The 21,026-nt window shown below is 73.3% G+C and carries 23 protein-coding genes, 1 tRNA gene and 1 pseudogene; 13 read left to right on the plus strand and 12 right to left on the minus strand.

What is annotated here, in order from left to right; all coding sequences use genetic code 11:
- Positions 1-49: 49 nt before the first annotated feature.
- Complete coding sequence (locus tag GA0070562_RS04395) at positions 50-478, minus strand: Fur family transcriptional regulator (protein WP_091415147.1); 429 nt, start codon at positions 476-478, stop codon at positions 50-52.
- 161 nt (positions 479-639) lie between these two features.
- On the opposite strand from GA0070562_RS04395, the gene GA0070562_RS04400 reads away from it, so the two are divergent.
- Positions 640-1,122, plus strand: a complete 483-nt coding sequence (locus GA0070562_RS04400; protein ID WP_091416193.1) for a DUF2231 domain-containing protein — start codon at positions 640-642, stop codon at positions 1,120-1,122.
- A gap of 10 nt (positions 1,123-1,132) precedes the next feature.
- Here GA0070562_RS04400 and GA0070562_RS29895 read toward each other — a convergent pair whose 3' ends face one another.
- The gene (locus GA0070562_RS29895; protein WP_139135426.1) at positions 1,133-1,819 is read right to left on the minus strand and encodes a hypothetical protein; all 687 of its coding nucleotides are present in this window, start codon (positions 1,817-1,819) and stop codon (positions 1,133-1,135) included.
- A 185-nt stretch (positions 1,820-2,004) separates the two neighbouring features.
- On the opposite strand from GA0070562_RS29895, the gene GA0070562_RS30190 reads away from it, so the two are divergent.
- Positions 2,005-2,181, plus strand: a complete 177-nt coding sequence (locus tag GA0070562_RS30190) for a hypothetical protein (protein WP_175438574.1) — start codon at positions 2,005-2,007, stop codon at positions 2,179-2,181.
- A 34-nt stretch (positions 2,182-2,215) separates the two neighbouring features.
- Here GA0070562_RS30190 and GA0070562_RS04410 read toward each other — a convergent pair whose 3' ends face one another.
- A complete protein-coding gene (locus GA0070562_RS04410; protein ID WP_091415154.1) occupies positions 2,216-2,692 on the minus strand; it encodes a flagellar biosynthesis protein FlgA in 477 nt (158 codons plus the stop codon).
- A gap of 313 nt (positions 2,693-3,005) precedes the next feature.
- Between GA0070562_RS04410 and GA0070562_RS30590 the strand changes: the two genes are divergently transcribed.
- Positions 3,006-3,200 carry a hypothetical protein gene (locus GA0070562_RS30590; RefSeq protein ID WP_254663722.1) on the plus strand — a complete coding sequence of 65 codons (195 nt, stop codon included), beginning with the start codon at positions 3,006-3,008 and terminating at the stop codon, positions 3,198-3,200.
- A 62-nt stretch (positions 3,201-3,262) separates the two neighbouring features.
- Here the strand turns inward: GA0070562_RS30590 and GA0070562_RS30865 are convergent.
- A pseudogene (locus GA0070562_RS30865) lies at positions 3,263-3,391 on the minus strand (FmdB family zinc ribbon protein); the annotation flags it as partial.
- Positions 3,392-3,418: 27 nt separating this feature from the next.
- Positions 3,419-4,066, minus strand: coding sequence for a 5-formyltetrahydrofolate cyclo-ligase (locus GA0070562_RS04420; RefSeq protein WP_091415161.1), 648 nt, complete (start codon positions 4,064-4,066; stop codon positions 3,419-3,421).
- An 82-nt stretch (positions 4,067-4,148) separates the two neighbouring features.
- On the opposite strand from GA0070562_RS04420, the gene GA0070562_RS04425 reads away from it, so the two are divergent.
- The 6 genes from GA0070562_RS04425 to GA0070562_RS04450 all read left to right on the plus strand — a co-directional run bounded on the left by GA0070562_RS04425 (position 4,149) and on the right by GA0070562_RS04450 (position 10,556).
- Positions 4,149-6,338: a GGDEF domain-containing protein gene (locus GA0070562_RS04425; protein WP_175438610.1), complete on the plus strand. Its 2,190-nt coding sequence runs from the start codon at positions 4,149-4,151 to the stop codon at positions 6,336-6,338.
- 9 nt (positions 6,339-6,347) lie between these two features.
- A complete protein-coding gene (locus GA0070562_RS04430; RefSeq protein WP_091415168.1) occupies positions 6,348-7,337 on the plus strand; it encodes a UTP--glucose-1-phosphate uridylyltransferase in 990 nt (329 codons plus the stop codon).
- Positions 7,334-8,647, plus strand: coding sequence for a molybdopterin molybdotransferase MoeA (locus tag GA0070562_RS04435; RefSeq protein ID WP_091415172.1), 1,314 nt, complete (start codon positions 7,334-7,336; stop codon positions 8,645-8,647). The genes GA0070562_RS04430 and GA0070562_RS04435 overlap by 4 nt, the downstream gene beginning before the upstream one ends.
- A gap of 52 nt (positions 8,648-8,699) precedes the next feature.
- The gene (locus tag GA0070562_RS04440; protein ID WP_091415176.1) at positions 8,700-9,341 is read left to right on the plus strand and encodes a GNAT family N-acetyltransferase; all 642 of its coding nucleotides are present in this window, start codon (positions 8,700-8,702) and stop codon (positions 9,339-9,341) included.
- Positions 9,342-9,510: 169 nt separating this feature from the next.
- Entirely contained in the window at positions 9,511-10,293 is a 783-nt protein-coding gene (sepX, locus tag GA0070562_RS04445; RefSeq protein ID WP_175438611.1) for a divisome protein SepX/GlpR, read from the plus strand.
- A 189-nt stretch (positions 10,294-10,482) separates the two neighbouring features.
- A tRNA-Ala gene (locus GA0070562_RS04450) sits at positions 10,483-10,556 on the plus strand.
- A gap of 121 nt (positions 10,557-10,677) precedes the next feature.
- Here the strand turns inward: GA0070562_RS04450 and GA0070562_RS04455 are convergent.
- From GA0070562_RS04455 to GA0070562_RS04470, 4 genes are all read right to left on the minus strand, one after another.
- Complete coding sequence (locus GA0070562_RS04455; protein ID WP_091415182.1) at positions 10,678-11,373, minus strand: Ntn hydrolase family protein; 696 nt, start codon at positions 11,371-11,373, stop codon at positions 10,678-10,680.
- A 157-nt stretch (positions 11,374-11,530) separates the two neighbouring features.
- Positions 11,531-12,010 carry an SRPBCC family protein gene (locus GA0070562_RS04460; RefSeq protein ID WP_091415186.1) on the minus strand — a complete coding sequence of 160 codons (480 nt, stop codon included), beginning with the start codon at positions 12,008-12,010 and terminating at the stop codon, positions 11,531-11,533.
- Positions 12,007-12,354, minus strand: coding sequence for an ArsR/SmtB family transcription factor (locus GA0070562_RS04465; RefSeq protein WP_091415190.1), 348 nt, complete (start codon positions 12,352-12,354; stop codon positions 12,007-12,009). Before GA0070562_RS04465 ends, GA0070562_RS04460 begins: the two co-directional genes overlap by 4 nt.
- Positions 12,348-13,007: a DUF1963 domain-containing protein gene (locus GA0070562_RS04470; RefSeq protein WP_254663723.1), complete on the minus strand. Its 660-nt coding sequence runs from the start codon at positions 13,005-13,007 to the stop codon at positions 12,348-12,350. The genes GA0070562_RS04465 and GA0070562_RS04470 overlap by 7 nt, the downstream gene beginning before the upstream one ends.
- 128 nt (positions 13,008-13,135) lie before the next feature.
- Here GA0070562_RS04470 and GA0070562_RS04475 point away from each other — a divergent pair, with 128 nt between their 5' ends.
- A complete protein-coding gene (locus GA0070562_RS04475) occupies positions 13,136-13,894 on the plus strand; it encodes a hypothetical protein (protein WP_139135427.1) in 759 nt (252 codons plus the stop codon).
- Between the two features lie 25 nt (positions 13,895-13,919).
- On the opposite strand, the gene rox is transcribed toward GA0070562_RS04475, so the two are convergent.
- The 3 genes from rox to GA0070562_RS04490 are packed head-to-tail and all read right to left on the minus strand — an operon-like array spanning position 13,920 to position 16,682.
- Positions 13,920-15,347, minus strand: coding sequence for a rifampin monooxygenase (rox, locus tag GA0070562_RS04480; protein ID WP_091415197.1), 1,428 nt, complete (start codon positions 15,345-15,347; stop codon positions 13,920-13,922).
- A 20-nt stretch (positions 15,348-15,367) separates the two neighbouring features.
- Positions 15,368-15,691: a hypothetical protein gene (locus tag GA0070562_RS04485; protein WP_091415199.1), complete on the minus strand. Its 324-nt coding sequence runs from the start codon at positions 15,689-15,691 to the stop codon at positions 15,368-15,370.
- A 52-nt stretch (positions 15,692-15,743) separates the two neighbouring features.
- On the minus strand, positions 15,744-16,682 hold the full coding sequence (locus GA0070562_RS04490) for a helix-turn-helix domain-containing protein (protein WP_091415202.1): 939 nt from the start codon (positions 16,680-16,682) through the stop codon (positions 15,744-15,746).
- A 94-nt stretch (positions 16,683-16,776) separates the two neighbouring features.
- On the opposite strand from GA0070562_RS04490, the gene GA0070562_RS04495 reads away from it, so the two are divergent.
- The 3 genes from GA0070562_RS04495 (at position 16,777) to GA0070562_RS04505 (ending at position 21,014) form a co-directional block, all read left to right on the plus strand.
- Positions 16,777-17,787: a saccharopine dehydrogenase NADP-binding domain-containing protein gene (locus GA0070562_RS04495; protein WP_091415205.1), complete on the plus strand. Its 1,011-nt coding sequence runs from the start codon at positions 16,777-16,779 to the stop codon at positions 17,785-17,787.
- Between the two features lie 132 nt (positions 17,788-17,919).
- Positions 17,920-20,040 (plus strand): cellulase family glycosylhydrolase, encoded by a 2,121-nt coding sequence (locus tag GA0070562_RS04500; RefSeq protein ID WP_091415208.1) that lies wholly within the window; start codon positions 17,920-17,922, stop codon positions 20,038-20,040.
- 110 nt (positions 20,041-20,150) lie between these two features.
- Positions 20,151-21,014: an alpha/beta fold hydrolase gene (locus tag GA0070562_RS04505; RefSeq protein ID WP_091415213.1), complete on the plus strand. Its 864-nt coding sequence runs from the start codon at positions 20,151-20,153 to the stop codon at positions 21,012-21,014.
- Positions 21,015-21,026 lie beyond the last annotated feature (12 nt).

The following is a 21,026-nucleotide window of genomic DNA, read 5'->3' on the forward strand; positions in this document are numbered from 1 at the left end:
GTCCTCGGTGCGGCCGTCAGTCGTGGGTGCGGCCGTCCTCGGCCGGCGGTCAGTCGTCGGCGGAGCGCCGGGACCGGCAGGCCGGGCAGAGGCCCCAGAAGGTCACTTCCGCCTCGTCCAGCTCGAAGCCGTGCGCCACGTTCGGGTCCAGGCAGGGGGCGCTGCCGACCGCGCAGTCCACGTCGGCGATCTCACCGCAGCCCCGGCACACCACGTGGTGGTGGTTGTCGCCGACCCGCGCCTCGTACCGCGCGGGACTGCCGGCCGGCTCGATCCGGCGGGACAGCCCGGCCCGGGACAGGGCGCCGAGCACGTCGTAGACGGCCTGGGTGGAGACCGAGTCGATCCGCTGGCGGACCCGCCGGGTGATCTCGTCGACCTCCAGGTGACCGCCGGCGGAGAGCACGTCCAGCACGGCGAGACGCGGCCGGGTGACCCGTAGGCCCCTCGACCGGAGCAGCTCCTCACCTGTGGACATGGATCCATGACAGCACGGGGCAGGCGGGCCGACAAGCGAGCGTTGTTCACCCGTGGCCGGGGCCACAGGTGAACCGGTGCCGCCGCGCTCGCGTGTATCGAGACAGACGGCGTCACGCCGTACGCTGAGCGCGCCAAACCACCCACTCGCCGGAGGTGTCGGTGTTCAGGGAAATCAACGGTCTGCCGGTCCATGTGCTCGTCATCCACGCGGCGGTGGTGCTGGTACCGCTGCTGGCACTGCTCGCCGTCGGGTACGGGCTGCTGCCCCGCTGGCGGCACCGCCTCGACTGGGCGGTCGCGGCGCTCGCCGTGGTCACCCCGATCGTCGCCTGGGTGGCGACCGAATCAGGCGAGGAGCTGGAGGAGGCCCTGCGCGCGAAGGGTTACCCGCCGGACCGGCTCCAGCAGATCAGCGAGCACGCCGAGTACGGCGACACGCTGTTCTGGTTCGCGCTCGGGCTCGGCGTCGCCGCGCTGCTGCTCGTGCTGTCGACCAGCCGCCTCGTCGCCGGCCGGAACCTGCCCCGCTGGCTCCCCGTGGCGCTCACCGTCGTGGTGGCGGTGCTCGCGGTCTTCGCGCTCGTGTACGTCTACTGGACCGGTGACAGCGGCGCCAAGATGGTCTGGGACGGCGTCGTCTGACCGGCGCGGGTCAGAACAGCACCCGCGAGCACAGCAGGCAGGTGAGCAGGACCAGCACCACGGCGACGGCTGCCCCGATGCCGTAGGTGAGCCGCTGCGCGCGCTGCTCCGCCTGGTCCATCGCGGCCATGTCCTGCGGCGGCAGCCGGCGGGGCGGTGACGGCTGCACGTGTACCGGTGGCCGCCAGCCGGGTGGCGGAGGCGTGCTCGGCGGCGGTCCCGCGTACCCCGAGGGAGGTGGGCCACCTCCGGGCGGCCCACCTCCGGGCGGGCCCGGCCACGCGCCACCGGCCACCGTCCAGCCGCCTGCCGCCTCCGGCCGGGCCCACGGGCTCTCGGTGGCCGCCTCACGTGACCACGGGCTGGCGTTCCCGGCCGCCTCCGGCGTGTGCGCCGCTCCGGACGCCTCCGGCGTCTCCGCTGTTCCGGCGGCTCCGGCGGTGTCGCTCCTGTCAGTGACGGCTGGGTCTGCTGCCGGGATGCTCTGCTCGGGCTGCCCGGCGGTCACGGCCGGCTGCTCGGTACGGTCCGGGTCATGGCCCCCGCCGGGGGCACCGAGCCGGAAGCCAGGACCGGCCGGGCGGGCGCCCGCGCCGTCCCTGGGGACCGCCGTGGAGGCGTTCTCCCCGGCTGTGGCCGGTTGCTCCGGGCGTCGCCAGGTCTCGTCGTCGGGGCTGCCACCGCTCGGCGTCGTCACGCCGTCCGACGCTACCAACGCCCCGGCCGGTCGGCCGCCCGACGCGTCGATCACCGCCACCCCGGCCCTCGCGCCCGGTGGGTGGCGTTCCGACGGCTCCCGGCCCGGTACGGCCGGGGCTCGGGACGATCCGGCCGGTCCCGGGGATCCAGCCGGTGGCTCGTTCGGCGGTATCGTTGCTGCTCGTGACCGATCCCGCCATCCGGGCACCGCGCGGCGACGACGACCGCGTGGTCGACCTCAGCGACGACTTCGTGGTGCTGCCCGAACAGACCAGCGACGACACCGACCGCGGCTGGGGCGAGCGCCCGGGCGGCAACGACGACTGGCTGCTCGCCGAGCGCCCCCCGCACTGGGGCTGATCGGCGCCGCCCCGCGGCTGACGCCGGGCTCACGTCAGCCGCGTACCACCACGGCGAAGCGACTGCCCTCCGGCAACCCGACCGCCCGCCGGGCCTGCTCCGGCGGCAGCGCCAGGTAGAGCGCCGAGGAACCGTCGACCGCTCCGGTGGCGCCGACCACGTCGAGCACCAACGCTCGCGGAGCCAGCAGCGTCGGGTCGGGCGAACCGCCGGCCGGCACGACGAGCAGGTCGACGCGGGCACCCGGGCGCAGCACCGCGAGGGCGGCCGGCTCGGCCAGCCGGATCGGTACGCCCACCGCACCGGCCGGCAGCGCGCGGATGCCGCCGGACGGCGACGCCGTCGCCGAGGCGGACGGCAAGGCGCGAGGTGGCGGGCAGGACGGCGGCGTCTGGAGCACCGCCGCGGCCAGGCCCAGCAGCACCGCGACGAGCGTCACCCGCAGCAGCGTCCGGCGCCGGGGCAGCCCGCGCCAGTGGACCGGACGCAACGTCGCCTCGCCATCCGTCACCGCTGCCTCCCGCCGCCGGCCGACCGTCCGACGCAGGCTAGGCCCGCCCTGACGCCGTTCGCCGCCCCGCAGCTCGCGCCTGTGGATAACCCGCCGTCCTGTGGACAACCGATCCGTGCGGGGGCGTCGCGGTGAAGAACGGGCAAGCCGGGAACGCCCGCCCGCTACCTGCGCCCCGCAACGGGCAACCAGCAACGCGGCTGTCCTTGAGTGGGCGGCGACAGCGAAAGTGGCCGCCCGAGCGGCGGCAGCGAAACGTGGCCGCCCCCGAGCGGGGACGGCCACGTGTCGCGCGAGAAGGCTGCCTCAGGACGTGCTGGACGCCGCCGGCGCCTTGCCGGCAGTCGACCCCGACCCGGACCCGGACGAAGAAGACGACCCGGAGGAAGAGGACGACCCGGACGAAGAGGACGACGAGTCGGACGACGACGAGGACGACTCGGACTTGGCCGGCTTGCTCGTGGTCGAGGCGCCCTCGGAGCCGGACGAACGGGAGTCCGTGCGGTAGAAGCCGGAGCCCTTGAACACGATGCCCACCGAGTTGAAGAGCTTTCGCAGCCGCCCCTCACACGCCGGGCACTCGGTCAGCGGGTCGTCCGAGAAGGACTGCACCGCCTCGAGCTGGTGGCCGCACGCGGTGCAGGCGTACTGGTACGTGGGCACGTTCTCCTCCGGATCTTCGGCACGGCCTGTTGGCACTCGTGGTCTCCGAGTGCCAATGGTGCGTCATGACCCCCGGGTTCGTCCAGCGGAAGCGCCCGGGCCCACACCCGGGACCGCCACCAGCCCGTCCGCCGGAGTGATCACACAGTGCACCGGGCGGTCGTGCGGCAGGGCGGGCACCGCCTCGACCAGCTCGCCGTCGTGCAGCAGCGCCACGGTCGGCACTGTCGCGGGCACCCGGGCCAGCGCGCGGTCGTACGAGCCGCCGCCCCGGCCCAGCCGCACGCCCCGGCGGTCCACCGCGACCGCCGGCACCACGACCAGGGCGGCTCCGGCCACCGCGGTACGCCCCCGGGGCGCCGCGGTCGGCTCGCGCAGACCCCGGCCGGCGGCGCGCAACGACCCCGGGCCGGTGTACGGGGCCCAGTCCAGGTCCAGGTCGTCGCGGAGCACCGGCAGCAGCAGTTCGGCGTCGGGCGGCAGCGCGGCGAGCAGCACGTCCGGCAGGTCGTCCCCGCCGGGCTCGGAGGCGACCGGCACGTACGCGCTCATCCTGGCCGGCCGAAGCCGGCGTACCAACGTCACCAGCTCGGCCTGGACGGCGGCCGCCGCCACCGCGCGGTCGGCCGCGGACAGCGACCGGCGCGCGGCGAGTAGCGCGATGCGCATCTCCCGCTTCGCATCGTGCGCTTCATCCGAAAATTCCGGCACGCAACACTCCTGACGCAACGCTTGCCTAATGGTCGCTCTGTGTCAGCATCGCACCAAGGGAGCGGAACTTCCGGGGGGAAGATTGACGCTACGCGGGCGGTTGACGGCGGCTTTCCTCGCGGTGGTCCTCGGCCCCGTCCTGCTCGGCGCGTTCTTCGTCGGGGTCACGCTCAGCGCCGTGGACCACAGCCGCGCCACCGAGCGGCTCGGCCTGGCCGCGGCCGGCGTCCGTACCTCGATCGACGCGCTCTGCCAGCAACTACGCGCGGCGGCCGACGCGGTCGCGCTGGTCGGCGACCCGGCCGCCCGGTCGCGCGCGGCCGACCAGGTGGTCGCCCGGGGCCTGGCCGCCGCCGTGCGGCTGGCCGACGCCGCCGGCCGCGCCACCTACGCCACGGCCGGCGGGCCGGCCGGGCGCTGGCAGGACTGCGCCGGCACGCCCGCCACCGGAGTCGGGGCGCTCTCCGCCCAGGTCGGGCTCCGCGATCCGGCCGGCACCGACCTGGGCGCGGTCGCCGCCGCCCAGCCCGTCGACCGGGACTTCGTGGCGCGGCTCGCCGCCGTGACCGGCGTCGGGGTCACCCTCCTCGACGACCCCGGCGGCATCACCCACACGACCGAGGACCAGGGGGTACGCGCGGCGGTGCTGGCCGCCGCCGGCAAGGCGGACGGGAACCGGGTGACCGGCACCGGCGACGGCCGGTACGTGCGGCGGGTCGGTCCGTCTCCCGGTCAGCCGCTGCCGCTTGTGCTGTCGGTACCGGGGGAACGCGCGCCCGGCCTGTACGGGGCACTGATCGCCGCCGTCGCGCTCGCCGCCCTGCTCGCAGTGCTCGCGGCCTGGCGGCTGGCCCGGGTGACCACCCGGCCACTGGGTGAGCTTGCCGGCGCGGTGGACCGGGTGGCGCGCGGTGACCTGAGCGCCCGGGTGCCGGTGCGCAGCCGCGACGAGATCGGGCGGCTGGCCAGCGCGTTCAACCGGATGACCCGGGAGACCGGCACCTACGTGACGGCGCTGACCAGCAGCCGCGACCAGCTCCGCAACCACCTGGCGGTGCTCGGCGACACGCTCGCCAGCACGCACGACCTGCAACGCATCCTGCGGGTGATCCTGGACAGCGCGATCGCCGCCACCGGCGCCCGGGCCGGCGCGGTGCTGCTCGTCGACGGCGACGGCGTGCTCGTCGGGCGGTGCGTGGAAGGAATGACCGGGCGCCGGCCGACGGGCGACCCGGCCGACCCGGCGACGCTGCGGGTGCCGGTCGGCGCCGGGGTGCTCGGCGCGGTGGCCGCCACCGGCGAGCCGCTGCGCGGACGGTGGGCGCCGCCGGACACACCGACCGGGGAGCCGTCCTGCGAGACGTACGTGGCGGTGCCGTTCGCCACCCCCGGCGCCGCCGAGCCGCGCGGACCGGACCGGCCCGGCCACCCGCCCGCCGACGGCGACCCGCCCGGCTCGGCCTGTGCGGCGCTCGGCGTGCTCGTGCTCTACGACCGGCTCGGCGGGCACGAGTTCCACGACGACGACGTGGTGACGCTGCGGACGTTCGCCGGACACGCGGCGGTCGCGGTGGAGAACGTCCGGGTGCACGAGGAGGCGCAGCGGCTCTCCCTCACCGACCCGCTCACCGGCCTGTGGAACTACCGCTACCTGCGCGAGTCGATCCGCCGCGAGGTGGAGCGGGCGAACCGGTTCGGCCGCATGCTCAGCGTGCTCGCGCTCGACCTGGACCGGTTCAAGAACGTCAACGACACCTGGGGGCACGCCGCCGGGGATGCCGTGCTGGTCGAGTTCGCCCGCCGGGTACGCGGCGTGATCCGCGAGGTGGACCTGGCGTTCCGGCAGGGCGGCGAGGAGTTCGTGGTGCTGCTGCCGGAGACCGACGCCCGGGGCGCCACGATCGTCGCCGAGCGGCTCGGCGCGGTGGTACGCGACCAGCCGGTCACGGTGGAGGGGAGCGGCGACGATCCGGTGCGGGTGCCGGTGACCGTCTCCATCGGCATCGCCGTCTACCCGGACCACGCCGCCGACGGCCAGCAGGTGCTCGACGCCGCCGACGACGCGTTGTACGCGGCGAAGGCCGCCGGACGCGACGGCTACCGGCTCGCGCCGGCGCCCGATCCGGTGCCCACCCAGGAGATCCCGGTGGTGGCCGCCGGGGTCAGCCCGCCGGACGGGCTGCCCCGGGCCGGCGCGGCGGACCCGGCGGGCATCGTCCAGGGCGGCGCGTCTTCCGGTCCTCACCCGCCGCGGCAGAGCCGTGGCCGATAGTCTCGCGACATGTCGGAGCACTCAGCGAACCCCTCAGCGGCCCACGGTCGCTCCCGCGCGGTCAAGGCCGTGATCCCGGCCGCCGGCCTGGCCACCCGGTTCCTGCCGGCCACCAAGGCGGTTCCCAAGGAACTGCTGCCGGTCGTCGACCGGCCGGTGCTGCAGTACATCGTCGAGGAGGCCGCGCAGGCCGGCATCGACGACATCCTGCTGATCACCGGTCGCGGCAAGACCTCGATGGTGGACCACTTCGACCGCCGGCCCGACCTGGAGGAACGGCTCGCCAAGAAGCCCGAGCTGCTGGCCGAGGTCAAGCGCACCGAGGAACTGGCCGCGATCTACACGGTCCGCCAGCCGGAACAGCTCGGCCTCGGTCACGCCGTCGGGTACGCCGAGTCGCACGTCGGCGACGCGCCCTTCGCGGTGCTGCTCGGCGACGAGTTCGTCAAGCCCTCCGAGCCGCTGCTGCCGGCCATGCTCGAACTCCAGGCCCGCACCGGCGGTGTGGTGCTCGCGTTCTTCGAGGTCGACCCGGCCGAGACCAGCCGCTACGGCATCGCGTCGGTCGAGCCGGCCGAGTCGGAATACGCCGACATCGCCGAAGTCGTCAAGGTCACCGGCATGGTGGAGAAGCCCAGCCCGGAGGACGCCCCCAGCAACCTCGCCGTCCTCGGCCGGTACGTGCTCCCCGGGAAGATCTTCGACGCGATCCGTCGTACCCAGCCGGGCAGCGGCGGCGAGATCCAGCTGACCGACGCGATGGAGCTGCTGCGTACCGAGGGGGTGCCGGTGCACGCCATCGTCTACCGGGGCACCCGCTACGACACCGGCATGCCGCTCGGCTACCTCCAGACCGTGGTGCAGATCGCCGCCGAGCGGGAGGACCTGGGCGCCGAGTTCCGCAAGTGGCTGACCGAGTTCGTCAACAACGGCGACGAGACGGTCACCGCCGCGGTCCTCAACGGCATCCGCGACGCGTCCGGCGGTGCCGATACATGACCGCGACGGCCGACGCCGAGGCGGCCGCGAACGAGTTGACGCCGCTCGCCGACTACCTGGGCAGTGTGCTGCGCAGGTTACGCGCGCTGCCTCCACTCGACCTCGACCTGACCCAGGCGTACGGCAACGTGCTCGCCGAGGACGTGGTCGCCCCGCACTCGTACCCCGCCTTCGACCAGGCGGCGGTGGACGGGTACGCCGCGCGCTGGGAGGACATCTCCGGTGGGAGTCGGGGGCCGGGCTACGTCCCGGCCCCCTCCGGTATGCCCGGCGGCCGCAGCATCCGCCTCAACGTGGTGGGTGACCTCGGCGCGGCGAGCTGGCGACCGGTCCGGCTCACCCCCGGCTCCTGCTTCTCGGTGGCGGCCGGCGCGCCGCTGCCGATCGGCGCGGACGTGGTCGTCCCGGTGGAGTGGACCGACCAGGGCATGGCCGCCGTCGAGATCTTCCGCGCCCCCAAACGGGGGTACGGCCTGCGCCGCGCCGGGGACGAACTGGTCGCCGGCACGCTGCTCGCCCGCGCCGGCGCGTACGTGTCGCCGGCCCTGGTCGCGGTGTTCGCCGCCACCGGCATCGGGCACGTGGTGGTGCGACCCAGCCCGCGCGTGGTCATCGTGGCCACCGGTGACGAGCTGGTGGACGTGGGCCGGGGGAGCCAGCCGGGGCAGGTGGTGGACACCAACTCGCACGCGCTGACCGCGGCGGCGGCGGAGGCGGGCGCGCTCGCGTACCGGGTGGGGATCTGCGACGACGACCCGGAGGCGCTGCGCGGCCTGCTGGAGGACCAGACGCTGCGCGCCGACCTGATCATCACCACCGGCGGCACCGGCACCGGCCCCGGCGACATGGTCCGCCGCATCCTGTCCCGCCGCGACGGCGGCCGGGCCGGGCCGGTCACCTTCACAGAGGTGGCCCTCTATCCCGGAACGGCCCTCGGGTTCGGTACGGTCGGCGCCGAGGAGGTGCCGGTGGTGTGTCTTCCCGGTGAGCCCGGTGCGGCGCTGATCGGCTTCGAGGTGCTGGCCCGGCCGGCCATCCAGCTGCTGGCCGGGGCCGAGCCGGTGTTCCGGCCGAGCGTCCGCGCGCACCTGCTGGAGACGGTCTCGTCCCCGGTGGGGCTGCGCGAGTTCCGGCCCGCGCACGTGGCCGAGCGGCGCGGAGGCGGGTACACGGTGCAGCCGCTCGCCGGTGGCCCGTACACGCTCTCCGGCCTGGCCGAGGCGAACGGCCTGCTGGTGCTCGGCGAGCGGGTCACCACAGCCGCTGCGGGGTCTACCGTGGATGTGTTGTTGCTGGACCGGCGCCGGTGAGCGCGAGGAGTGAGCTTGCGAGCCCCGCAGTCGCGAGCGAAAGGCCGACTCGGTGAGGTTCCGGCGGGCGCCGGGGTGGCCGGCGGTGCTGGTGGACGGTCCGGTGGTGCTGCGGCCGTACCGGCGTTCGGACGCCACCGCCTGGTCGGAGATCCGGCGCGCGAACCGGGAGTGGCTGGCGCCGTGGGAGTCCCATGTGCCCGGCGGCTGGTACGAGACGAACTCGCCCGCCGCGTTCCGCCTGGTGCACGCCGACCAGCGCAAGTCCGCGCGTACCGGTGAGGGCATGCCGTTCGCGGTCTGCCTGCGCGAGAACGGGCAGGAGCGGCTGGTCGGCCACGTCAACATCGGCAGCATCGTGCGGCGGGCGTTCTGTTCCGGGTACGTGGGCTACTGGGTCGACTCCAGGGTGGCCGGTCGCGGCGTGATCCCGACCGCTGTCGCGCTCGCCGTGGACCACGCGTTCGGGCCGGGCGGCCTGCACCGGATCGAGGTGAACATCCGGCCGGAGAACATGCCGTCCCGGCGGGTGGTGGAGAAGCTCGGCTTCCGCGAGGAGGCCTATCACGTGCGCTACATGCACATCGACGGCGCGTGGCGCGACCACATCGGATACGCGATGACCGGCGAGGAAGTGGTCGCCGAGGGCGGACTGCTGGCGCGCTGGCACCGCGTACGTGACAACCGCCGCTGAGGCGAACGCCCGGCGCGGCGCACTGTGAACCGGGTCGGCGGCCCGTAACCTCAAGTAACTGCAAGCTGTGGCAAGCGCTGCCCGCCCGCACGAAGTGCGCCGTAAACGACGGTCGACGGAAGAAGTTGCGGCGGTGTGACGCTCGCCCCGAACTTTGGTGACGGGAGGGGTGAGGGTGCCCACGTCGGTGCTCCTCGCCGTCCTCGCCGCCGCCGGTCTGCTCGCCCTCGCTCCGGCGCTGGTCCGCCGGTACGACGCCACCGAGCGGCTGGTGGCGGAGCGGGCGCAGTCGACGGCGCGGGTGCTCCAGCGCCAGCGTCGACGGCGCACCGTGCCCGGGCGGCGACCACTGCACCCCCCGCGCTCCCTCGTTGTGACCCTCAGTGAAGACTCCGACACGGGTAGTCTTGCTCGCCCGGTCTCCGCGCCACCGCTGCGGCGTCGCTCCGGGCGGCTCCGGCCTGTCTCCGCGGTGCCGGCCCAGTCCCGCCGACGGCACCCGCCCCGGCGACGGCACACCCCGGCGATCTACCGCCGGCGCCGGGTACTGGCCGCGCTGCTGCTGCTCAACCTCGTCGAGCTGGGCGGCGTGGTGCTCGTCGGACCCGGGTTCTGGATCAGCGTCTCGGTCACCGGCGCACTGCTCGTGGCGTACGTCGTACACCTGCGGCAGCGCGCCCTGGCCGAGCGCCGGCGGCGGCGCGCGGACGCCCGTGAGGCGGCCTGGCTGGCCGCCCGCCAGGCCGAGGTGCGCCGCGAACAGGCCCGGCGCGCGGCGGCCCGGCGGGAGGCGCAGCGCCGGCTGGCCGCCCAGCGCGAGGCGGTCCGGCGTACGGCGATGGGGCTGGACCGTCCCGCGGACCTGCCGCCGGCGGCGAGCGGCGGCTCGGTGTCCTACCGGCGTGCGGGCGGCCTGCGCGGACGCCCCTACCAGTCCGGCCGAGGCGCCTGACCGCCTCGCCCGGCTCGTCGCGCGCTTTCGGCGGCGATCTTGGAAGAATTGGGCCCCTCCGAGGGCCGCTTTCTTCCAAGATCTACGTGGGCGGTGGGGCGGTTCGCGTCGTGGGGGCGCGACCTGTTAGCCTTGTCGCCGGCCCACCCGGTGAAAGCTGGGTGGGACCGACGCCGGTTCGCCGGCGGAGGGGCTGTGGCGCAGACCGGTAGCGCACCTCGTTCGCATCGAGGGGGTCAGGGGTTCAAATCCCCTCAGCTCCACCCAGTTCAAAGGCCGTTTCCGCCAGTCGGAGACGGCCTTTTTCGAACCCGACCCTACGGCACGGTGGACAACCCCGACGGGCCGCCACCGTGCCGGTCGTCGGCGGATCACCCGCCGCCGTCAGTCGAACAGGCCGTCGAGCGCCTTCTGTTCAAGGTCGCGCCAGCGCTCGGCGTCCTTCAGCGCTTTGGCGATCTCCTTCTCGTCGAGGTGGTGCGCGCCCTCCTCCCGGATGCACGCGACGCTGAACGGCCGGCCGACCGACGGCGAGGTCCGCTCCAGCGCCTCCAGCACCCGTACCATGCCCACCACGCCGAACTCGACGGTGCGCGTGGTCATCCGGAAGTGGGACAGCAGCGCGCCGGCCTGCTGGGCCATGGGCGCGCCGGAGCCGATGGCGTGGAAACCCACGTCCTCGTAGCGGCCGATGAGCCCGTTGGGGTTGATCTCCACGATCCACGGACCGCCCTGGCTGTAGCCGGCCGCGAGCAGGTAAGCCGACACCCCGCCGCCGCTGCCCTCGCCCGGTACGTCCGGGATGTAGTTCTCGTAGTGCTTCTTGAAGACGGGCAGGACGCGTTCCTGCAGCTCGTCGCCGATGTCCGGTGCTTCGAGGATGGCGGTGGCCGAGTCCTGGAGAAGGGGGCGCAGGTCGTTGAGCACTCCCCGCGCGCCGCTGCCGCCCCAGGCGGCGCAGTCGCCCAGTGGGTGCAGCTTCTGGGCGGGGAAGCTCAGACCGCGGTCGCTCTCGGTGATCTGGGAGTCGGCGCCGATCACCACCCCGTCTTTGCAGACAACGGCGAGTACGACGGTCATATGGTCCTCCTGAGCAGGGGTGCGGGGTTGGGCGCGAGGTACCCGACGCCCCGCCTGCCTACACCCCGACAGGTGTCGGCCCGCTCACTGCCCGGGACGGGAGGCCCCTCGTAGCCCGCAGGAGGGGACTCGTGCACCGCGCCGCCGAGACTCTGCGCTATCTCGCCTCGGTGAACAGGCCGGCGTAGCGGTTCAGGTACAGCGGCCAGCCCTCGTCGTGGCCGACGCCGTCACGAACCGACTCCCAGCCCGGACCGTGCCGGTCCAGGTTGCGGTGCTCCAACTCGACCCGGGTCCGCCCCGGTGTCTCGGCGACGAACCGGACCTCGACCTCGCTGGCGTTCTCCAGATCTTGTTCGAGCTGCCATGCCGGGCTGATGTCCCAGCTGAAGACGAGCCGGTCCGGCGGCTCGAAGACGAGGATCCGCGCCCAGGCGCACTCGCTGCCGTCCTCGGCGCGGTCGTAGATGTGTCCACCGACCTTCGGCTCGAACACCGTCTCCGCGATCGGCGACGACAGCAGGTTGTGCTCCTTCGGCTTGAAGTCGCCGAACCGCTCCGTGAACACCGCGAAGGCGCGCTCGACCGGCGCGTCGACCACGATCTGCCGCCGTACCACCGCATCCGTTCCACTCATGATTCCTCCTCGTCAGGGCGCTCGGCGACGTCCTTGAAGCCGTCCAACGCGCGGCTCCAGTAGGTGTCGAGCTGATCTCGTAGGGCGGCCACGCCGGCGGGATTGAGCCGGTAGACACGCTTCGTGCCCGCCGTGCGGTCCGTCACGAGGCCGGCGTCCTTCAGCACCCGCAGATGCTGCGACACCGCCGGCCTGCTGACCGGCAGCACCGCGGCCAGTTCGCCGACCGCCCGCGGCTGCTCCGCGAGACACGCGATGATCGCCCGCCGCGTCGGGTCGCCCAGGGCGTCCCACCCGTCCTCGGTTCGGTAAGTGCCCACGAACGGTAAGCTACGGATTACCATTGACGTTCGTCAAGCCCGAAAAGCAGGTCACTGTTGCCACAGGAACGCCGCCGTCGAGCACGGTCGGCAGCGGAAGCCGTACCCGCAGCCACCGCCCCGAAGTTGAAGCCGGTGTGGTGATCGTGGCCCTCCTCAAGCTGGACGACGAACGACATGGGCAGGGCACAGGCGGGACAGGTGGGCGTCTGGTCGAACTGGAGCCACGCCGGCAGTCCGCCGAGTTGTCCGAGGACGTCTCGCAGCGGTCGGCCGGACTCACCGCGCCAGCGTTCGCGCGCCTCGTCGTAGCCGTCGGAGTCCCGCATCGGCACGTACGCGACGGCGGACGTCTCGGCCGCCAGGACGGTGTCGCCGGAGGGCACGGCAGGCGGAGCCAGCGCTCCGGAAGGGAAGACGAATGCGCGATTGCCGCCGGCGGTCGCATCCCACTCGTCGCACAGGCCCGGATCGTTCTGGCACATGAAGATCGACAAGAGCCCGTCGTCGGCCGCGTCGATGTCGCCGAGCCGGACCTGGGCCAGGAACTGCATCGGTCCGTCGCACTCGTCGCACACCGGCCAGTCGAAGCCCGCGGGCACGAGCGGAACACCACCGGTACGTGTGCCGGAAGCGTCCGGCGCCGTGTCACCGTTGTAGATCATCAGAACCGTCACGCGGCGCAGCATAGGGGAGCGCGGATGCGCTGGGGTCCGTCCGGCAGCCGGCCCCGCGGCCGGGCGGCCGATTGGAGTCACGTCCGTTGGTAGCCTGACGCGTCCGTACGACAGATGGAGTCTGCCCGGTGCTCAGGATGGTGCTGCGGAGGTTCGGCGCGGCGGGCGCGGTCTGCGTGGTGGCCGCGTGCGGACCCTCGACTGCTGATCCAGTGGATCGTTCGGCGGGCGAAGCCGTCCCCTCCACGGCCGAGGCGACCGGCACGCCCACCACCCGGAAGCCGTCCGCGATTCCGGCGACCGGCGGCACCGGCTACTCCGCGTCGTTGTCGGCGCGGCTGGTGACCACGGACGCGCTGCCACCGAGGTTCACAGTGGACATCGCGACGGCCATGGCCCCGGATGCGGGCCGGCAGCGCCCCGGCCCCGAGGTGCCCTGTGCGGACATGATTCCGCTGTTGTCGGCCAAGCGGCTGACCGGCACTCCGTCGGCGATGGCCGCTGCCACCGTCAGCTCCGCCGAGGGCCCCGACTACTCGTGGGTGGCGAGCGAAGTGCTCAGGACGTACGCCGACGACGGCGCCCGAGGCGCGATGGCGGACCTGCGGGCGTTCATCGCCCGGTGCCCCGCCGTCGCGTCACCGGGCCGGGACGGAGGCAGCTACCGCTTCGCTGTGGTACCGGGGCCGCGACTGGGCGACGAGAGCATGCGCGTCGACTCCAGCACGACTTCCGGATCGACCACGCTGGAATGGGACAGCATCCTCGTCCGGACCGGCACCACCCTGGTGACCGTTCATGAGCAGGGCAACGAGCCCGGCGGCGACGACCACCTCTCCCGACTCGCCGAAGCCGCGCTCCGCAGCTACCAGACGACCGGACCCTGAACACCCGCGGGCGATCGGCGGCAGCTCACCGCGTCGCTCCGCCGAACCACCTGGTCAGCGCACCCTCCAGCGTCCGCTGGTCGTCACCCACCCAGACCACGTGCCCGTCCGGCCGCAACAGCACCGCCGGCACGTCCAGCTCGTCGCCGGTGCCGGCGACGAGCCCGACCCGGTCGGCCCAGCCGTCCACCGACAGCTTCCCGGTCCCGTCGAGCAACAACCCGCAGCCGGTACGCATCAGCTCGTACAGGCGTCCCTGCGGCAGCGGTACGTCGCGCAGCCGCCGCCCGAGCAGGGTGTGCCCCTCGCCGACGTCGTACCGGACGCCGATCGCCGTGACCTTCTCGATCAGGAAGCGGTTGACCTCGTCGAAGTCCATGAGCTGCGTCAGCACCTCCCGCACGGCCTGCGGTCCGGGCTCGTTCGTGGTCAGCAGCATCTGGGCACGGGTGTTCGTCAGCACGTCGGCGGCGACCGGCCGCCGCTCGGACTCGTAGGTGTCCAGCAGGTCGCCCGGCGCCCAGCCGTGCACGGTCGCCGCCAGCTTCCAGCCCAGGTTGAACGCGTCCTGGATGCCCAGGTTGAGCCCCTGCCCGCCCAGCGGCGGGTGGATGTGCGCGGCGTCGCCGGCCAGGAACACCCGTCCGACCCGGTACCGCTCGGCCAGGCGGGTCGCGTCGCCGAAGCGGGACAGCCAGCGGGGGGAGTGCACGCCGAAGTCGGTGCCCGCGTACGCGGTCAGTTGCCGTTTGAAGTCGTCGAGCGTCGGCGGCACCGAAGTAACGTCGGCCGCCGGTACGACCACCCGGAACACGCCGGGCCTGCTGGACGGCCCGAGCCCGAACCGCTTCTCGGTGCGGCGTACCTCGGTCATGATCGTGGTGATCTCGTCCGGGGAGGCGGTCGCCTCCATCTCGCCCAGCAGCGTGTCGATTGTCGACGGCTCGCCGGGGAATCCGACGCCGAGCAGCTTGCGGACGGTGCTGCGCCCGCCGTCGCAGCCGACCACGAACCGCGCCCGCAACGGCTCCGAGGGCTCGCCGTCGAGGTGGACCGTCACGCCGTCGTCGTCCTGCTCCAGCCCGGTCACCGCACGGCCGCGCCGGATCTCGGCGCCGACCTCGGCGGCGTGGTCGGCGAGCAGCCGGTCGGTGAGCGTCTGCGGGATGCCGAGCACGTACGGGTGGGCGGTGTCCAGGTCGGCGGGCGCGGGCTTGTCGATGCCGGCGAAGAATCCCCGGATCGGGTGCTTGCCGCCGTTGTCGAGGAACCGCTCCAGCAGCCCGCGCTGGTCCATCACCTCGATGCTGCGGACGTGCAGGCCGAGCGAGCGCACGTACGGCGGCGGCTCGGCGTCCCGCTCCAGCACGAGCACGCCGACGCCCTGAAGGCGCAGCTCGGCGGCCAGCATCATTCCGGTCGGTCCACCGCCGACCACGATCACGTCGAACACATCTTCCCCCGTGTCGAGTGTCAGGCGACCGTCCCCCTGAGCGGCACGACACCACCGGACAGGGAGCGGATGCGTGACACGAGCGCGGCGACGATCGGCCGCTGGTCGAACCGACCATATCCCCCGTGCCGGAACGCGCGGGCCTCGAAGAACAGGCAGGCGCGCAACTGGTCCACGTCGTCGCCGAGTTCGCCGGTCCGTTCCCACCGCTCCCGTACCGCCTGCGCGACGGCGGCGAGCGGCTCGAAGCCGTCCCGCAGTTCGTAGCCGTTGTACGTGTGCGCGAAGCTGAAGAACTCGCTGCTGCCGGCGCCGTCATCGGGCACCCGTACCTGCTCCGCCATGGTCTGCTCCCGGTGGTCGGGAGGCCGACGCTACTACCGCCGGGCAATCCGGTCAGCCGCGGCGGAACGTGCGGCGGTAGGTGTCCGGCGGCACGCCCACGGTGCGCTGGAAGTGCCGGCGCAGTGTCGTCGCCGTACCCATGCCGGACGCCTCGGCGACGGCGTCGATGCTGTCGTCGGTGTTCTCCAGCAGCTCCTGCGCCCGCCGGATGCGCTGCGTCGCCAGCCACTGCGACGGCGTGGCGCCGGTCGCGGCGGTGAAGTGCCGGACCAGGTTGCGGGTGCTCATGTTCGCGTGGCGGGCCAGGTCCGCGACGGTGAGCGGGCGGTCCAGCCGCGCCATCGCCCAGGGGAGCAGCGTGGCGAGCGGGTGGTCCTCGCGGGCCGGAACCGGCGTGGTGACGTACTGCGCCTGGCCGCCGGCGCGGTGCGGCGGCACCACCAGGCGGCGCGCGACGGCGTTGGCGACCGTGGAGCCGTGGTCGCGGCGGATCAGGTGCAGGCACAGGTCGATCGCGGCGGCCTTGCCGGCGGAGGCGAGCACCGCGCCGTTGTCCACGTAGAGCACGTCCGGGTCGACCTGGACGCGCGGATAGCGGGCGGCGAGCGCGTCGGTGTGCGCCCAGTGGGTGGTGGCGCGGAGCCCGTCGAGGATGCCGGCGGCGGCGAACACGAACGCGCCGGTGCAGAACGAGACCATCCGGGCGCCCGCGTCATGCGCGGCGCGGACGGCGTCGACCAGATCGGACGGCGGCTCGGCATCGGTGTCCTCGATCGCCGGGACGATCACCGTGTCGGCGCGGGCCAGGTGGTCCAGCCCGTGGTCGGGCGTGACGGCGAACCGGCCGACCCCGACCGGGCCGGGACCGCAGACCACCAGGTCGTACCAGGGGTCGGCCAGGCCGGTCGGGTCGCGGACGAAGATCTCGCAGGCCGCCGCCAGCTCGAAGTGCAGCATCCCGTCGGTGGCGGCGAGTGCGATCAGGGTCATGTCCGAAACTGTACGGGCATTGGCGTTTGCGACACTGGCCCGGCCCTCCGATCCCGGCGAGGATCATCTCAGTCGATCTTCGAGGGAGAGCATCATGCGGGTAGCGGTGTTCGGGGCGTACGGGCACACCGGGCGGTTCGTGGTGGCGGAGCTGCGAGGGCGGGGGTACGAGCCGCTGCCGGTGGGACGCGACGCGGGGAAGCTGGCGGCCGCGTTCCCGGGGGTGGAGCAGCGGGTGGCGTCGGTCGACGATCCGGCCTCGCTGGACGGGGCGCTGGCCGGGGCGGCGGCGGTGGTCAACTGCGCCGGGCCGTTCGCCTCGACCGCCGGCCCGCTGATCGAGGCCGCGTTGCGGGCCGGGATCCCCTACGTCGACGTGGCGGCCGAGATCGAGGCGAACCGGGACACGTTCGCCCGCTACGCCGGCCGGGCCGAGGCCGCGGGTGTCGCCGTGGTGCCGGCCATGGCGTTCTTCGGCGGGCTCGGCGACCTGCTGGTCACCGCTGCGATGGGGGACTGGACGGCGGCCGACGAGGCGCACGTCGCGTACGGGCTGAGCAGCTGGCACCCGACGGCCGGGACGGTCGCCTCCGGCGTCGTCTCGCGCGAGCGCCGCGACGGCCGGCGGGTCCGCTTCACCGACGGGCGCCTGGTGTACGCCGACGGCGACCTGCCCCGGCTGGACTGGGAGTTCCCGGCGCCGCTGGGTGTGCGGCCGGTGCTCGGCGAGTTCACCATGGCCGACGTGGTGACGGTGCCGAGCCACCTGGACGTCCCGGAGGTGTGCACGTACATGACCGTGAACGCGGCGGGGGATCTGGCCGCCGGGGACGCGCCGGCCGCTGTGGACGAGCGTGGCCGGTCGGCGCAGACGTTCACAGTCGACGTGGTGGTGCGCGCGGGTGACGTCCGGCGGCGGGTCGCGGCCCACGGGCAGGACATCTACGCGATCAGCGCGCCGCTGGCGGTCGAGGCGGTCCACCGGATCCTGACCGGGCGGACGCGGGCGAAGGGCGTCGCCTCGGCCGGCCGGATCTTCGACGCGCCCGATTTCCTGCGCGCGCTGTCGGCGCACCTCACCGTAGAACCGCTGCCGGCCGCCTGATGCGTCAGCCGGTCATCCGCATTCACGCCTACCGATTGACAATGTTTGGAATCCAAACTTACTCTCGCGCTGGGCGGGTGCGCGCCCCGCCTTCCCCGTCCACGCGCCCCACCCCACCACGAAGGAACCACCATGTTCCGCTCTCCCCGTACCGCCCGATTGCGGGTCGGCCTGGTCGCCGCGACCGCCGCCACGCTCGTGACCGGCACCGCCGTGATGGCGACGAACGCCCAGGCGGCGGCCGGCTGCCGCGTCACCTACACGACCGCCAGCCAGTGGCCCGGCGGTTTCACCGCGAACGTCGACGTGACGAACCTCGGTGATCCGATAAACGGCTGGAACCTGCGCTGGACGTTCCCGTCCGGCCAGCGGGTCACCCAGGCGTGGAGCGCCACGGTCACCTCCTCCGGCGCCGACGTCACCGCCACGAACGTCGGCTACAACGGCGCCGTCGCCACCAACGGCAGCGTCTCGTTCGGCTTCAACGGCTCCTGGTCCGGCGCGAACACCGCGCCGACAGCGTTCTCGCTGAACGGAGTGGCCTGCACCGGCGGCGTCGGCGGAACCACCCCGCCGCCGACCACCACGCCCCCGCCGACCACTCCGCCCCCGACCACCCCGCCGCCCACCACGCCACCGCCCACGACCCCGCCGCCCGCCGGCAACGCCATGGCCGCGGTCGCCGCCATGCAGCCCGGCTGGAACCTCGGCAACTCCTTCGACGCGGTCGGCGCCGACGAGACCGCCTGGGGCAACCCGCGGGTCACCGAGGCGCTGCTCGACAACGTCCGGGCGCAGGGCTTCAACAGCATCCGCATCCCGGTGACCTGGAGCAACCACCACGGCGCCGCGCCGAACTACACGATCGACGCGGCGTGGCTGAACCGGGTACGCGAGGTGGTCGGCTGGGCGCTCGCCGACGGCTTCTACGTGGTGCTCAACATCCACCACGACTCGTGGCAGTGGATCAACACGATGCCCACCGACCGCGCAGGCGTGCTGAACCGCTACAACGCGCTCTGGACCCAGATCGCCGCCGCGTTCAAGGACTCCTCGCCGAAGCTGACCTTCGAGAGCGTGAACGAGCCGCAGTTCACCGGCAGCTCCGGCGACGCGCAGAACGCCACCCTGCTCAACGAGCTGAACACCTCGTTCCACCGCATCGTCCGCCAGTCCGGCGGGAACAACGCCACCCGGCTGCTCGTCCTGCCGACCCTGCACACCTCCGCCGAGCAGGCCCGGGTGGACGAGCTGGTCAGCACGTTCAACACGCTCAACGACCCGAACCTGATCGCCACCGTGCACTTCTACGGGTACTGGCCGTTCAGCGTGAACGTCGCCGGGGGCACCCGGTTCGACGCGACTGTCCAGCAGGATCTGACCGACCAGTTCGACCGCGTCTACAACGCCTTCGTCACGCGCAACATCCCGGTGATCATCGGCGAGTACGGCCTGCTCGGCTTCGACCGCCACACCGGCACCATCGAGCAGGGCGAGAAGCTCAAGTTCTTCGAGTTCCTCGGCCACTACGCGCGCAGCCGCAAGCTGACCACCCAGCTCTGGGACAACGGCCAGCACCTCGACCGGACCTCCTTCGTCTGGAAGGACCCCGAGCTGTTCGCGCAGATCAAGTCGAGCTGGACCACCCGCTCCGGCACCGCGTCCAGCGACCAGGTGTACGTGCCGCGTACCGGCTCGATCACCGCCAAGAGCCTGACGCTCAACCTGAACGGCACCACGTTCCAGGGGCTGCGCCAGGGCACCACCGACCTGGTGAACGGCACCGACTACACGGTCTCCGGCAGCACCCTGACGCTCACCGCGTCGGCGCTGACCCGGCTGGTCGGCTCCCGCGCGTACGGGGTGAACGCCAACCTCCAGGCCCGCTTCTCCACGGGCGTGCCGTGGCGGATCAGCATCATCACGTACGACCCGCCGGTGCTGTCCAACGCCACAGGCACCACCGCCGCGTTCACACTCCCGGCGCAGTTCCGCGGCGACCAGCTGGCCACGATGGAGGCGAAGTACGCCGACGGCAGCAACGCCGGCCCGCACAACTGGACCTCGTACAAGGAGTTCGACGTGACGTTCGCGCCGGACTACGCCGGCAACACCATCGCCCTGAAGCCGGAGTTCTTCGCCGAGGTCAACGACGGCCAGCGGGTCACCCTGACGTTCCACTTCTGGAGCGGCACGAAGCTGACCTACTACGTCACGAAGTCCGGCAGCAGCGTGACCGGCACGGTGAGCTGACGGCGACGGCACGGCTCGCGGCGGTGGGCGTCGACACCGTCGCGAGCCGTGCCCCGAACACGTTTCCGCTGGACCGATGACTTCCGCGGCCGGCGCCGGTCGACAGAGGCATGAAGACGCTCACTCTCCAGACGCCCGAGGTCGACCTGGTCTACGACGTCCACGCCCCCGAGGCGACCGAGGCCGGGCACCGCCCCTTGTTCATGATCGGCCAGCCCATGTGCGCCGACGGTTTCACCACGCTCGCGTCGTACTTCCCCGACCGCACAGTCATCACGTACGACCCGCGCGGGCTCGGCCGGAGCGTCCGCAAGGACGGCCGGAACGACTCGCTGCCCGAGGTGCAGGCCCGGGACGTACGCGACATCGTCGACGCCCTCGGCGTGGGCCCGGTCGACATGTTCGCCAGCAGCGGCGGCGCGGTGACCGCGCTCGCCCTGGTGGCCGCGTACCCGGACGTGGTGACCACGCTCGTGGCGCACGAGCCGCCGCTGACCACGCTGCTCCCCGACGCCGAGGCGGCCGGCCGGGCCATGGCCGCCTGTCAGGAGGCGTACCGGAAGAACGGCTGGGGCGCCGGCATGGCGACGTTCATCGTCATGACGTCGTGGCGGGGCGAGTTCACCGACGACTACTTCGCCCAGCCCGCGCCGAACCCCGCAGCGTTCGGGATGCCGGCCGAGGACGACGGCAGCCGGGACGACCCGCTGCTCTCCGACCGGTCCGCGGCGGTCACCGTCTACCGGCCGGACCTCGACGCGTTGCGCGCCGCGCCTACCCGGGTCGTGGTGGCGGTGGGCGAGGAGTCGGCGGAAACGCTCACCGCGCGGACGTCGGTGGCCACCGCGGAGCTGCTCGGCGGGCAGCCTGCGGTCTTCCCGAGCCACCACGGCGGGTTCCTCGGTGAGGGGACGGGCTACGCCGGGCAGCCGGAGGCGTTCGCGCGCCGGCTACGGGAGATCCTCGACGCCTGACTGCGGCGGCGC

This window comes from Micromonospora tulbaghiae, assembly GCF_900091605.1.
Taxonomy (GTDB): domain Bacteria; phylum Actinomycetota; class Actinomycetes; order Mycobacteriales; family Micromonosporaceae; genus Micromonospora; species Micromonospora tulbaghiae.